Origin of the sequence: Streptomyces sp. DT2A-34 (genome assembly GCF_030499515.1) — a bacterium.
In the GTDB taxonomy this organism is placed as follows: domain Bacteria; phylum Actinomycetota; class Actinomycetes; order Streptomycetales; family Streptomycetaceae; genus Streptomyces.
Window position 1 is genome coordinate 7,958,974 of the sequence record NZ_JASTWJ010000001.1, and the last position, 12,679, is coordinate 7,971,652.

The window sequence follows — 12,679 nt, forward strand, 5'->3', positions numbered from 1 at the left end:
GCGTGTCGATCGGCAGGCGAGCATCGCGTTATGTCCTCACTCAGGGTGTCCACGCCCTGGTTCGACGAGACCGGCGGCGAGAGTTCCTGGCTCCCGGGGCTTTCTACCCCGGTGACAGTGGCGGGACCGCGCCGGACTTTCACCGGCTTCCTCTTCTGCCGCCGTACATGGCTCCGGAAGTCCACCACGGGGTTGGAAGGGGCGTCAACTTGCCGTTGACCTGCGACAGCGGAGTGTGCAGAACCCCACACCGGGGTGGCTTCCCCACCGTTCGAGGGGACAGGAAACCGCCCTGCCCGCCACCGTCGTCGGACGGTGGCGGGCAGGGCGGATGCAGAGGCGAGGTGCGTCAGGCCACGATCAGATAGATGCCGTACCCGACAGCCGCCGCGCACGCCGCGAAGCACGCGTACGCGCCGGTGACCGCCAGGGCGGCCGAGCCGCCCTGGGCCGAGGCCTTCTCCTGGCGGGACAGGCCCGCGATGCCGAGGGTGAACAGGCCCACCAGGGCCACCGTGACCACGAGGCTGACGCCGAAGACGGAGCCGAGGGCCGCCCAGTCGATCTTCATGATTCTTCTTCCTGGGTAACTGGGGTGAGTAAGCGGCTGGGTGTCAGACCGTGGCCTGCGAAGGCGTCGGCTCGGAGGACGGGGCCGGGATCGTGGCCGCCAGGTCCTCGGTCGCCGCGCCGGCCGTGGGGGGCGGGGTCACGGCGGCCATCGCCGTGGTGACGACGCCCGCCGGCTCGTCGGTCTCGTTGACGTTCGTGTGGTCGACGACCTCACGGCGGGAGAGCTTCCAGATGGCGGCGCTGGAGCCGACCAGGAAGATCGCCACGAGGGCCGTGCCCCAGGCGCCGAAGCCGGTCACGTACTCGGCGAGCGCGCCGACCAGTGCGGCGGCCGGGAGCGTGAGGCCCCAGGCGACGAACATGCGGGTGGCCGTCGACCAGCGGACCACGCCGCCCTTGCGGCCGAGGCCCGCGCCCATCACCGCGCCGGAGACGGAGTGCGTGGTGGAGAGGGAGAAGCCCAGGTGGGACGAGGCCAGGATGACCGTCGCCGCGCTGGTCTGGGCGGCGAAGCCCTGCTGCGGCTGGAGGTCGGTCAGGCCCTTGCCCATGGTGCGGATGATGCGCCAGCCGCCGAGGTAGGTGCCGAGCGCGATGGCCAGGCCCGCGGAGAGGATGACCCACATGGGCGGGTCGGAGTCGGGGGCGAGGGTGCCGCCGGCGACCAGGGCGAGGGTGATGATGCCCATCGTCTTCTGCGCGTCGTTCGTGCCGTGGGCCAGCGAGACCAGGCCGGCGGAGGCGATCTGGCCGGCGCGGTAGCCCTTCTTGGAGGCGTTGCCGTCGGCCTTCTTGCCGAGGGAGTACGTCAGGCGCGTGGCCAGCAGCGCGGCGACGCCCGCGACCAGCGGGGCGGCGATCGCCGGGATCAGCACCTTGGTGACGAGCACGTCGCCGTGGACCGCGCCGACGCCGGCCGAGGCGATGGTGGCGCCGATCAGGCCGCCCATGAGGGCGTGCGAGGAGCTGGAGGGCAGTCCGACCAGCCAGGTCAGCAGGTTCCAGAGGATCGCGCCGACCAAGGCGGCGAATATGACCTCGGGACGGATGCCGGTCTCGTCGACGAGACCTTTGGAGATCGTGTTGGCGACCTCCACGGAGAGGAAGGCGCCGACAAGGTTCAGCACGGCGGACATGGCCACCGCGACCTTGGGCTTGAGCGCACCGGTTGAGATGGTGGTGGCCATCGCGTTGGCGGTGTCGTGGAAACCGTTCGTGAAATCGAACGCGAGTGCGGTTACCACCACAATCGCGAGGATCAGCGAGAAGTTTTCCATTTACCCAGGCAATCGTTCGAGGTCATTGTCCGGACGAACGTAGGTAACCTGAGTGAACGGAAGATGAACTGAGGCAGGCCGCACGGTGTCCGGGGGAGGGGTTGCTCTGCCGGATGGGGGAGTTCCCGCTCCGTCGGCCTCCGTCGGTCAGCGCGCGGCCCAGTCGCCGCAGGGCTAGTAGCCCCGGGCGAACTTCCTCATCTGGGTCATGGACCCGTTGAAGAGATTCTGGTCACCCGGCAGGCTGCCGCTGCCGTTGTCGTACTGCCAGACGGTCCAGAACTGCCATCCGGCCGGCAGTGTCCCCGCGGTCGCGGAGTCGTAGCGGGCTATCCACAGCGCGTGATTCGAGGCGAAGGCGCGGCTGGCGCCGGTACAGGTGTTCCACCAGTGCGTGGTGGTGTAGATCACCGGACGGCGACCGGTCAGCCGCTTCACCTCATTGCTGAAGGACTGGATCCAGCTGACCATCTTCGCCTTGCTCAGCCCGTAGCACTTGTGCTTGCTGTACGGGTTGTACTCGATGTCGAGCGCGGGCGGCAGAGTCCAGCCGTCCGACTTCCAGCCGCCGCCGTTGCGTACGAAGTGCGCCGCCTGCGCCTGGCCCGACGACTTGTTCGGCAGCGCGAAGTGGTACGCGCCGCGTATCAGGCCCGCGTTGCGGGAGCCGTTGTACTGCTGGTTGAAGTACGGGTTGCGGTAGGTGTGGGACTCCGTCGCCTTGACGTAGACGAACTTGGCGCCCTTCGCCTTCGAGCTCTGCCAGTTGACGTTCTTCTGGTGGGACGAGACGTCATGACCCTTGGGCTTGCCGGCCGCCGCGGCCGGAATCTCGACGAGTGCGGTCCCCCCAAGGGTGAGCGCTGCCACGGATGCCGCTATGAGGCGGGAGCGGTGGCGGGACGGTTTGCGATCACGGGCCATATTTCCCCCCGGAATGGCGACGTGCACGACAAATCCCCCAGAGATTACTGGAAGGTCATGGAATGCCGATCGATCCCCGGCCAAGCGTGGGAAGAGGGTGATGTATCCGCATATGTGTACTTCCGGACGTCCGTCTTCCGCCCTAAAGTGCCCCGGCTCCGTCGCGACTTGAGACCGCGTCGCGATCCCGGCCGGCCCCGGCTGGCAGGATCGCCGTATGGCTGAGGAGCGGCGGGACCAGCGGGGCGCGCGGGATGCGCGGGAGGGTGCACAGGAAGTGGGGGAGCCGTGGGGCAGGCGTGTGCGCCCCGAGGAGGCGGATGCCTGGGAGTCCCTCGTGGCGACGGCCCGCCGGACCGTGTCCGAGGGGCTGGTCGTCGGCACCTCCGGCAATGTCTCGGTGCGCGTCGGTGACACGGTGCTGGTCACGCCGTCCGGAGTGCCGTACGACCGGCTGGCGCCGCAGGACGTGACAGGGGTCGACCTGGACGGCAGGCAGGTGCTGGGCGCGCTGGTGCCGACGAGCGAGCTGCCCATGCACCTCGCCGTCTACCGCGCCACGGACGCCGGCGCCGTCGTCCACACCCACGCGGTCCACGCGACGGCCGTCTCGACCCTGGTCCCGGAGCTCCCGCTGATCCACTACATGGCGGGCGCCCTCGGCGGCCCCGTCCGGGTTGCCCCGTATGCGACGTACGGCACCCAGGAGTTGGCCGAGAACATGCTCCAGGCCCTCACCGACCGCACCGCCTGCCTCCTCCAGAACCACGGCACGATCACCTACGGCACGAGCCTGGACCAGGCCTACGACCGCACAGCCCAACTCGAGTGGATGTCCCGCCTGTGGCTCACGGCGTCGTCGGTACCGGGGCTCACGCCGACGCTGCTGTCGGAGGGGCAGGTGGCGGAGGCGGGGGAGCGACTTCGGGGGTATGGGCAGCGGGGGTGACGGGTGCTGCCACTTTTCGGCGCCGGCCCGCATCTCCCAGCCTGTCCGGCGTTTGAGGACGAGGCCCTTTCGGGGCCGAAGCGGGGGTCTGGGGGCGGCAGCCCCCAGGGATGGGACGGGTAGGGGCGGCGGGGCGAAGAAAACGGGACCTCACTCCAACCCGCCCTCCCACTGGCCGCTCTCCCCGTCCGCCCGGACACTGGAACACGTGCGCACTGTCAAAGCGACGGCCGCCGCCGTCACCGTGGCCCTGGGCGCCGGCGCCGCCACCGTGGCGGCCGGCCGATTCGCCAGCGGAGCCGCGCTGACCGCGCCCGCGGGCCGCCCCCTGCCCACCGAACCCAAACTCACCGTGCACGCCACGGCCGCCGGCCAGATCGCGCTCACCCGCGACCTGGCCTCCCTGCGACCCGGCACCTACGGCCTCTCCGGCGACGGCTCACACGCGGTCGTCGGCCCCGTCCTCGCCACGGCGAACCACTCCGCCGACACCGTCGTACGCCGCCTGGAACGCGTCACGCACGGCACCCTCCAACCCGGCGACAGCGTCTGGCTCACCCCCAACGTCCACGTCGGCAACCCGAGCGCCGCCCTCGGCCTCGACCACGCCGACGTCGACATCCCCGGCGAACTCGGCGCCCTGCCCGCATGGTTCGTCCCCGGCGCCCGCGACACCTGGATCATCGCCGTGCACGGCCTCGGCACCACCCGCGAACAGGCCATGAACGTCATGGAGTTCCTCAACGGCCGCCACTTCCCGGTTCTCGCCCTCGCCTACCGCGGCGACCTCGGCGCACCCCGCCCGCCGGACGGCCTGAACCACCTCGGCGAGACCGAGTGGCGCGACCTGGACGCGGCCATGCGCTACGCCGTGCGGTACGGCGCCAAGCAGCTCGTCCTGCTCGGCTGGTCCACCGGCGCGACGATGGCGCTGCGCGCCGCCGCGCACTCCGGGCTGCGTGACCATGTCTCGGGCCTCGTCCTGGACTCCCCGGTGCTCAGCTGGGAAGCCACCCTGCGCGCCCTCGCCACGGCCCGCCACACGCCCAGCGCGCTGCTGCCGCTCGCGGTCCGCGCGGCACAGGGCCGCACCGGCCTGAGCGCCGACCGCGGCAACGACACCGGCGCCCCCGACCGCCTCACGGTTCCGACGCTGATCTTCCACGGACCCGACGACAGGGTGGCCCCCTGGGCCCTCTCCCGCCGGCTGGCCGACGCCCACCCCAACCTGGTGGCCCTCAACACGGTCAAGAACGCTCCCCACGCCGCCATGTGGAACGCCGACCCCGAGTCCTACGAGGAGTCCCTGCGCCGCTTCATCACACCGCTCATGTGACGCAGCCGAAGCGACACCCCTCCGCACCTGCTCCGACCTTGTCCCGCACCCGCCTCCCCACACCGGTCCCACGGATTCCGTTTAACCCCGTACCACTGGCCTGTTATGAGTCCCTCGCCGCCCGCCGGGCCCCGTGCGTTGGCCATCCCCGTCGCCCCTCGTGACATTCCGTTTGGGTTTTCGGACCGTCAACCGGAAGACTGCACCCGTGACGTCCCGTATCCCGCGCGACTCCAGGCTTCGACTCGTCCGCCCGCGACCCCTGGCCGCCGCCCCCAGAGCTGTGAACCAGCGGCGCCCACGCCGCCCCGCGCCCCGTCCTCCGGAGGGCACCCCGGCCCGGTCCGAGCTGGCCAGAATGGCTCGCTCCGGTCTGGCCGGCGCGGCCCGCGTCGCCCACTGGGCCGACGCCGCGCTGCGCCCCGGCGGTGACGGTGGGAACCCCGACGGCAAGGGCACCCTCTCCGACGCGACCGCCGAACGCGCGGCCCAGGACCTCGGCCTGACCGTCGCTCAGGTCCGCGCCGACTGGGACACCGCCCGCCTCGCGGGCCTCGTCGAGGTGCACGGCGACAGCGCCCGCCCCGGCTGGCGGCTGCGCGCCTGGGACCGCGACGACAGCGCCGTACTGCGCGGCTGGGTCGCCCTCTTCGACGCCTGGTCGCTCGCCCACCCGGAACCCGAGCAGCACGAGCACGCCGCCGCCGTGGCCGACGTCGTCTCGGCCATGCCCCAGGTGCTCTCCTTCCTGCAGCTGTCCGCCGGCCCGGTCCCGGTGGAGCAGCTCCTGGACCTGCTGGAGCAGCGGGTCACCGAACTGCGCACCGAGCGCTGCGAGATCCCCTACGGGCCGCAGCCGCAACCGGAGCCGGTCGCCGACGCGCCCGCCGTGGAGGACACGCCCCTCGCCCCCCTCCTCGACTGGGCCCTGCACGCCCTCGCCTCCGTCGGCGCCCTCACCTACGGCGACGGCCAGGCCACGCTCACCCCGCTCGGCAACTGGGCGGTCTGGGTCAAGCTGGAGCAGATCTGCGTCGCCGCCCAGAGCCCCGCCGGGAACATCGAGCAGTCCGCCGAGGACATGCTCCGCGGCTGCGCCCAGCTCCGCCCGAACGCCGCCCGCGACGAATACCGCGCCTGGCTCGCCGCCCGCCCCGTCGGCAGCGCCGTCACCGAACTCCTCGACGCCGCCCGGGGCGAGGACGCCCTGCTGCGCGGCCTCGCCTTCGAGGCGCTGCGCGTCGTCGGCGCCCCCGCCGAGCCCGACGTGCGTGCCGTCCACGACGAGCCGACGCTGCGGCCCTACGCCCTGCTGTGGCTCGCCGAGCACGACGGCGTCGACCCCGAGGACGCCCACGAGGTGCTCACCCGGGAAGAGGCCACCTGGCTGTGGGTCGACACCGCCGCCGCCGTCGCCGACCACGGCGAGGCCCCGATGCTCGTACGGCACCTGGAGTCCGCGGTGCAGCCGACGGTGCCGATGCTCCTGGACGAGGTGCGTGCCGTCGGCCATCCCCGCACCGTGCAGGTCCTGGTCGCGCTCGCCGCCGCGCACCCCGACCCGGCGCTCGCGAAGGCCGTACGCCGCGCCGCCTTCCAGGTGCACACCGGGGGGAACTGAGCCGGACCGGCGTCAGCCCTTCATCTCAGGGGCGTAGGTGCCGAAGCTCCACACATTGCCCTCGACGTCCCGGGCCATGTAGTCCCGCGAGCCGTAGTCCTGGTCCGTCGGGGGCATGAGGATCTCCGCGCCGTGCTCCACGGCCCGTCGGTGGTGTGCGTCGACGTCGTCCACGACGACGTACACCCCGGTCGTGCCCGCGTCCTTCATCACCTTGTCGAAGGCGCTGCCGGTGCCCTTCGAGCCGAGCATCACCGCGCCGTTGCCCTGCACCAGCTCGGCGTGTGCCACCGAGCCGTCCTCGGCCTCGTACACCGCCAGCTCCGTGAAGCCGAAGGCCTCCGTGAGCTGCTTGATCGCCGCCTTCGCGTCCGCGTACAGCAGCGTCGGGTAGATGCTCGGACGCCCACCGCTCGTGCCCGCCATGCCGATCACCCCTTCGTGATCCATCGCAGTGATCCTTGCTCGTGATCCTTGCTGTCGACTGCCGGAATTCCGACCCGCAGCCAGTCTTGCAGCGACCACTGACAACGGCCCGTGAGCCGAGGCCGCCATGCGGGGGACAGCCCGGGCCCCCCTCGCCGTGTCCCGACGGCAAGCCCCGCCCCTCGCCGCGAGGGTGGCTACGCTCTGCGCCGGGTCCGCTGGAAGCGGGTTCCGGGACGGGCCCAGAAGGCTCCGAGACGGGCTCCAAGGGGGCGTGATGGCCGCTCTGCCGGTCGAGGCGGTCGACGCGACTGCGGCTCTCGGTGCCGCTCCCGAGCCCCCCGCAGCCCCCCGATCCCGACTGCTGCCGACGGTTCTGGCCCTCCTCCTCGCGGTCCCGCTCCTGGCGCTCGCCCACCACGCACGCCCCACCCCCTACGGCGACCACCTCACCGTCCATGCCGGCCACGCGCGCGGGGATCACGCCGCCCCCCGGCACCCGACGCCACCGCCCCCGACAGCTCTGCGCACACGCGCCGCGACCTTGGAGGCCTACGCCCCCCGCACCGGCACGACCCTGTGGCGCTACACCCGCGAAGGACGCCGCCCCCTCACCTCACTCCACGCGCGCGGGGAGGCCATCACGCTCTGGGACGACGGCATGGTCACGGACACCGACGGCCGTTCCGTGCGCTGGCACCGCGCCCTGCCCGCGGCCGCCGAGTGGCTCCCGGCCCAGGGCGGCACCGGAGTCCTGCGCCCCCTCGGGCGCGGCATCCTCGGTGTCGTGACGCCGCGCGGCGTCCTGGCGTACCGCATCGCCGACGGCGATCTGCGCTGGGTGCTGCCCGCCCGTGAGGGTTGCGCGTTCGAGCCCGCACGTGCCGTACATCACGATGGGGCTCTGCTCGTCGCCCAGCCCTGCTCCCACGCGGCCTGGACCGCCCAGCTCATCGCCGTGGACGACCTGGGACGGGTCGCCCCGCACCGCAGACCGCTCGGCAATGAAGTCGTCATGGAAGGCAGCGGTTCCCGGCTCGAACACCCGAACCCAGAAAAAGTGGTTGCACAGCCCCGTTAGACTGACCGCATGGCCATTCTCCTCGCGCATTAGACGGCGGGAACGTCCTCAGCCGCCCTTCCCGCCACCTACCCCCGCTCTGGAGTCTGTCCGTGATCTCCGCCTCCGGTATCGAGCTGCGCGCCGGTGCGCGCGTCCTCATCGAGTCCGCGACCTTCCGCGTCGCCAAGGGCGACCGCATCGGCCTCGTCGGCCGCAACGGCGCCGGCAAGACGACCCTCACCAAGTGCCTCGCCGGCGAAGGCATCCCCGCCGGCGGCACCATCACCCGCTCCGGCGAGGTCGGCTACCTCCCGCAGGACCCCCGCACCGGCGACCTCGACGTACTCGCCCGCGACCGCGTCCTGTCCGCGCGCGGCCTGGACGTACTGATCCGCAAGATGCGCGAGAACGAACAGCGCATCGCCAACGGCCAGGGCGCGACCCGCGAGAAGGCGCTGAAGCAGTACGAGCGCCAGGAGACGGAGTTCCTCACCAAGGGCGGGTACGCCGCCGAGGCCGAGGCCGCCACCATCGCCGCCGCGCTCAACCTGCCCGACCGGGTGCTCGGCCAGCCGCTGCACACCCTCTCCGGCGGTCAGCGCCGCCGTATCGAGCTCGCCCGCATCCTGTTCTCGGACGCCGACACCCTGCTGCTCGACGAGCCGACCAACCACCTCGACGCGGACTCGATCGTCTGGCTGCGCGACTACCTGAAGACCTACCGCGGCGGCTTCATCGTCATCTCCCACGACGTCGACCTGGTCGAGACGGTCGTCAACAAGGTGTTCTACCTGGACGCCAACCGCGCCCAGATCGACGTCTACAACATGGGCTGGAAGCTCTACCAGCAGCAGCGCGAGGCCGACGAGAAGCGCCGCAAGCGCGAGCGGCAGAACGCCGAGAAGAAGGCCGCCGCACTCCACTCGCAGGCCGACAAGATGCGCGCGAAGGCCACCAAGACCGTCGCCGCACAGAACATGGCCAAGCGCGCCGACAGGCTCCTCGCGGGCCTCGACGCGGTGCGCCAGCAGGACAAGGTCGCCAAGCTGCGCTTCCCCGAGCCCGCGCCCTGCGGGAAGACCCCGCTGATGGCGGAGGGCCTGTCGAAGTCGTACGGCTCGCTGGAGATCTTCACCGACGTCGACCTGGCCATCGACAAGGGCTCGCGCGTGGTCATCCTGGGCCTCAACGGCGCGGGCAAGACGACCCTGCTGCGCCTGCTGGCCGGGGCCGAGCAGCCGGACACGGGCGCGGTCGTGCCCGGCCACGGCCTCAAGCTCGGCTACTACGCCCAGGAGCACGAGACCCTCGACCCCGAGCGCACCGTCCTGGAGAACATGCGCTCGGCGGCCCCCGACCTCGATCTCGTCGAGGTGCGCAAGACGCTCGGCTCGTTCCTCTTCTCCGGCGACGACGTCGACAAGCCCGCCGCCGTCCTCTCCGGCGGCGAGAAGACCCGCCTCGCCCTCGCGACCCTGGTCGTCTCCTCGGCCAACGTCCTGCTCCTCGACGAGCCCACCAACAACCTCGACCCGGCCAGCCGTGAGGAGATCCTCGGCGCGCTGCGCACCTACAAGGGCGCGGTCGTGCTCGTCACCCACGACGAGGGCGCCGTCGAGGCGCTCCAGCCGGAGCGGATCATTCTGCTGCCGGACGGTGTCGAGGACCTGTGGGGCGCCGACTACGCGGATCTCGTCGCCCTGGCTTGATCGAATACGTGATCACCGGCGTATGGATCATTCGGCCCATCGGTGATCCATCATCTGTGTGAGATCTCCTCGTACCGAGGTGTGTACTACATCGATTTCACGGCCGAGTCCTTTATCGACAAGGGCTCGGCCGTCGTGCGTCCCTGACCTGGTACTTCGCGAAAGAACCCGTTCGGCCGTACGGACAACTCGCGGCGGAATTGAAGATTCCGCTTGTGGGGATGTGCTCCTGTCGTCAAAACCAGGTCTCACGGACCTTGCCGAATGGGTGGCCATGAAGGCCCGGAGGGGTGATCATGAGGAGACCAGAGCGCACTTCCCATGAGGAGGCACGGGTGGCCGAGACTCTGAAGAAGGGCAGCCGGGTAACCGGCGCCGCGCGCGACAAGCTCGCGGCAGACCTGAAGAAGAAGTACGACTCCGGTGCGAGCATTCGGGCACTGGCCGAGGAAACCGGCCGCTCGTATGGCTTCGTGCACCGGATGCTCAGCGAGTCGGGCGTCACGCTCCGTGGGCGTGGCGGTGCGACACGAGGCAAGAAGGCCGCCGGCTGAGACCGGGAGGCCCATCGGCTTCGATGGTGGCCACCCGGTCGGTCGGCTGATCGGCCGGGTGGTTACTGTGCAGTCACTTAGGGGGTGCCCTCCCGGGCATCCCGTGATGACCGCACGCATCGGAGGCACCCCATGGCTTCGGCCGACCAGGAACTCGCTCCCCTGCTCGACAAGAACGGCGTACGGCTCACCTTCGACGGCGCGATCGCCACGGTGACGCTGAACAACCCGGCCAAGCGCAACGCGCAGAGCCCCGCCATGTGGCGGACGCTCGCCGAGGCCGGGCAGTTGCTGCCGGGCAGCGTGCGTGTCGTCGTGCTGCGTGGTGAGGGCAAGTCCTTCTCCGCGGGGCTCGACCGGCAGATGTTCACGCCCGAGGGGATCGAGGGCGAGCCGTCCTTCATCGAGCTCGCGCGTAGCAGCGACGCCGAACTGGACGCCGCCATCGCCGAGTTCCAGGAAGGCTTCACCTGGTGGCGGCGCAACGACATCGTGTCCATCGCCGCCGTACAGGGCCACTCCATCGGGGCGGGCTTCCAGCTCGCGCTCGCCTGTGACGTGCGCGTCGTCGCCGACGACGTGCAGTTCGCCATGCGTGAGACCAGCCTCGGGCTGGTGCCGGACCTGACGGGCACGCATCCGCTGGTCGGGCTGGTCGGCTACGGCCGTGCGCTGGAGATCTGTGTCACCGGCCGTTTCGTGCTCGCCGAGGAGGCCGTGAGCAGCGGCCTGGCCAACCTCGCGGTGCCCGCCGAGCAACTCGACGACGCCGTACGGGATCTGGCGGGGGCCATCGTGGCCGCGCCGCGGGATGCCGTGATCGAGACCAAGGCGCTGATTCGTGGTGCCGTGGACCGGACGTACGACGAGCAGCGCGGCGCCGAGCGTGCCGCGCAGGCGCGGCGGCTGCGGGACCTGGCCGGCCTCGGCGAATGAGCCATGCGCTGATCAGCCGACGGCCGTGATCAGCACCGCCACCGTCGGGCGATCGGCCAGCGCCTCGCCTACCCACTCGCGGACCTCCCGGGCCACTTCCACAGGCCGGCGGTCCGCGCTCACCGCGATCTCCACGCGCACGTGACGGCGCGGCAGGGCGGCCTCGTCCTGCCGTTCCTCGATGTGCATGGCACGGCCCAACCCGCCCAGAGCGCCCGTCAGCTCGGTCACGCCTGGTACCGCCAGGGCCGCGGCGGCGACGCGCTCCTCGTCGGGGCTCCCGGGCTCGGCGGCCCGCGTCGGCTCGGGCTGCCGTACGGGAGCGGGTTCCGCGTCCTCGTCGAGCAGGGCCGTCACGCGTAGGTCCACCTCGGTCACTGTCAGGCCAAGGCTTTCCGTGGCCGCGGTGGCCAGCAGGTCACGCAGCCGATCCGCCGTCGTGGGCAGCGCCTCGGCCGCCGTCGCCGCGAAGTCCGCCGTCACCCGTAGGGGCCCGGGCGGCAATGCGCTCGGCGGCGGGGGTACGGCCGCCTCTTCGGCGTCGTCCGGGTCGATGAGCGCGATCCGGAGCGCGTCCAGCCGTACCCCGCGCATGTCCTCGGCCGCGCGCCGCAGTACCGACTCGGCCGCCTCCTCGGAGATCCACGCGCCGTCGTGCGGGCCGCCCAGGGGCAGGAGCCTGCCGAGGCGGAGCTGTCGTTTCACTGCCTGCGTCCACCGGTCTGTCGTCGTCATTCCTCCAGCCTGCCGCATCCCTGGCGCGCGATCGCGTAACCATGACTAACGTGGTCAAGGGAGGACAACCGAAAAGGACGTGCTGCCATGACTGAGACGACGGAGCAGACCCGGGGGACGGAGGGCGAGGCCCTCAGCACACGAAAGACCCAGGCGCCCAGGCGCGGCGGGGGAGACCCCGGTGCCCGGGGGCGGACGACCATCGCGGACGGCGTCGTGGAGAAGATCGCCGGGATGGCCGCACGTGATGTCGACGGCGTGCACGCGATGGGCAGCGGACTGTCGCGGACCCTCGGGGCCGTGCGCGAGCGGGTGCCCGGCGGTGGACCGAAGTCGGTGACGCGGGGCGTGAAGGCCGAGGTCGGCGAGGTGCAGGCCGCGCTCGACCTGGAGATCGTCGTCGAGTACGGCGTGTCGATCGCCGACGTGGCCCGGGATGTCCGCGAGAACGTGATCACCGCGGTCGAGCGGATGGCCGGCCTCGAAGTGGTCGAGGTCAACATCGCGGTGAGTGATGTGAAGCTTCCGGAGGAAGAGGAAGAGGAACCGGAGCGCAGGATCCAGTGAGGCATCGGC

Annotated in this window: 13 protein-coding genes and 1 riboswitch; of the genes, 8 read left to right on the forward strand and 5 right to left on the reverse strand. The window is 71.3% G+C overall.

Features of this window, described 5'->3' with window-relative positions; all coding sequences use genetic code 11:
• Positions 1-57: 57 nt before the first annotated feature.
• Positions 58-201: riboswitch (cobalamin riboswitch) on the reverse strand.
• A gap of 148 nt (positions 202-349) precedes the next feature.
• The 3 genes from QQM39_RS35500 to QQM39_RS35510 form a co-directional block, all read right to left on the reverse strand.
• Positions 350-571, reverse strand: a complete 222-nt coding sequence (locus QQM39_RS35500; protein WP_062142391.1) for a hypothetical protein — start codon at positions 569-571, stop codon at positions 350-352.
• A 43-nt stretch (positions 572-614) separates the two neighbouring features.
• A complete protein-coding gene (locus tag QQM39_RS35505; protein ID WP_302001673.1) occupies positions 615-1,850 on the reverse strand; it encodes an inorganic phosphate transporter in 1,236 nt (411 codons plus the stop codon).
• 174 nt (positions 1,851-2,024) lie between these two features.
• On the reverse strand, positions 2,025-2,774 hold the full coding sequence (locus QQM39_RS35510) for a lysozyme (protein ID WP_302001674.1): 750 nt from the start codon (positions 2,772-2,774) through the stop codon (positions 2,025-2,027).
• Positions 2,775-2,991: 217 nt separating this feature from the next.
• Between QQM39_RS35510 and QQM39_RS35515 the strand changes: the two genes are divergently transcribed.
• The 3 genes from QQM39_RS35515 (at position 2,992) to QQM39_RS35525 (ending at position 6,680) form a co-directional block, all read left to right on the forward strand.
• The gene (locus tag QQM39_RS35515; protein WP_302001675.1) at positions 2,992-3,723 is read left to right on the forward strand and encodes a class II aldolase/adducin family protein; all 732 of its coding nucleotides are present in this window, start codon (positions 2,992-2,994) and stop codon (positions 3,721-3,723) included.
• 208 nt (positions 3,724-3,931) lie between these two features.
• Entirely contained in the window at positions 3,932-5,059 is a 1,128-nt protein-coding gene (locus tag QQM39_RS35520) for an alpha/beta hydrolase (protein WP_302001676.1), read from the forward strand.
• A 208-nt stretch (positions 5,060-5,267) separates the two neighbouring features.
• The gene (locus QQM39_RS35525; protein WP_302001677.1) at positions 5,268-6,680 is read left to right on the forward strand and encodes a hypothetical protein; all 1,413 of its coding nucleotides are present in this window, start codon (positions 5,268-5,270) and stop codon (positions 6,678-6,680) included.
• Between the two features lie 12 nt (positions 6,681-6,692).
• On the opposite strand, the gene QQM39_RS35530 is transcribed toward QQM39_RS35525, so the two are convergent.
• Complete coding sequence (locus QQM39_RS35530) at positions 6,693-7,130, reverse strand: VOC family protein (protein ID WP_302001678.1); 438 nt, start codon at positions 7,128-7,130, stop codon at positions 6,693-6,695.
• Between the two features lie 253 nt (positions 7,131-7,383).
• Between QQM39_RS35530 and QQM39_RS35535 the strand changes: the two genes are divergently transcribed.
• From QQM39_RS35535 to QQM39_RS35550, 4 genes are all read left to right on the forward strand, one after another.
• A complete protein-coding gene (locus tag QQM39_RS35535) occupies positions 7,384-8,187 on the forward strand; it encodes a hypothetical protein (RefSeq protein WP_302001679.1) in 804 nt (267 codons plus the stop codon).
• A gap of 92 nt (positions 8,188-8,279) precedes the next feature.
• On the forward strand, positions 8,280-9,878 hold the full coding sequence (locus QQM39_RS35540; RefSeq protein ID WP_302001680.1) for an ABC-F family ATP-binding cassette domain-containing protein: 1,599 nt from the start codon (positions 8,280-8,282) through the stop codon (positions 9,876-9,878).
• A 335-nt stretch (positions 9,879-10,213) separates the two neighbouring features.
• Positions 10,214-10,432: a helix-turn-helix domain-containing protein gene (locus QQM39_RS35545; protein ID WP_019758351.1), complete on the forward strand. Its 219-nt coding sequence runs from the start codon at positions 10,214-10,216 to the stop codon at positions 10,430-10,432.
• A 132-nt stretch (positions 10,433-10,564) separates the two neighbouring features.
• A complete protein-coding gene (locus QQM39_RS35550; protein ID WP_302001681.1) occupies positions 10,565-11,368 on the forward strand; it encodes an enoyl-CoA hydratase/isomerase family protein in 804 nt (267 codons plus the stop codon).
• A 12-nt stretch (positions 11,369-11,380) separates the two neighbouring features.
• On the opposite strand, the gene QQM39_RS35555 is transcribed toward QQM39_RS35550, so the two are convergent.
• A complete protein-coding gene (locus QQM39_RS35555; protein WP_302001682.1) occupies positions 11,381-12,103 on the reverse strand; it encodes a nucleopolyhedrovirus P10 family protein in 723 nt (240 codons plus the stop codon).
• Between the two features lie 87 nt (positions 12,104-12,190).
• Between QQM39_RS35555 and QQM39_RS35560 the strand changes: the two genes are divergently transcribed.
• On the forward strand, positions 12,191-12,670 hold the full coding sequence (locus tag QQM39_RS35560; protein WP_302001683.1) for an Asp23/Gls24 family envelope stress response protein: 480 nt from the start codon (positions 12,191-12,193) through the stop codon (positions 12,668-12,670).
• Positions 12,671-12,679 lie beyond the last annotated feature (9 nt).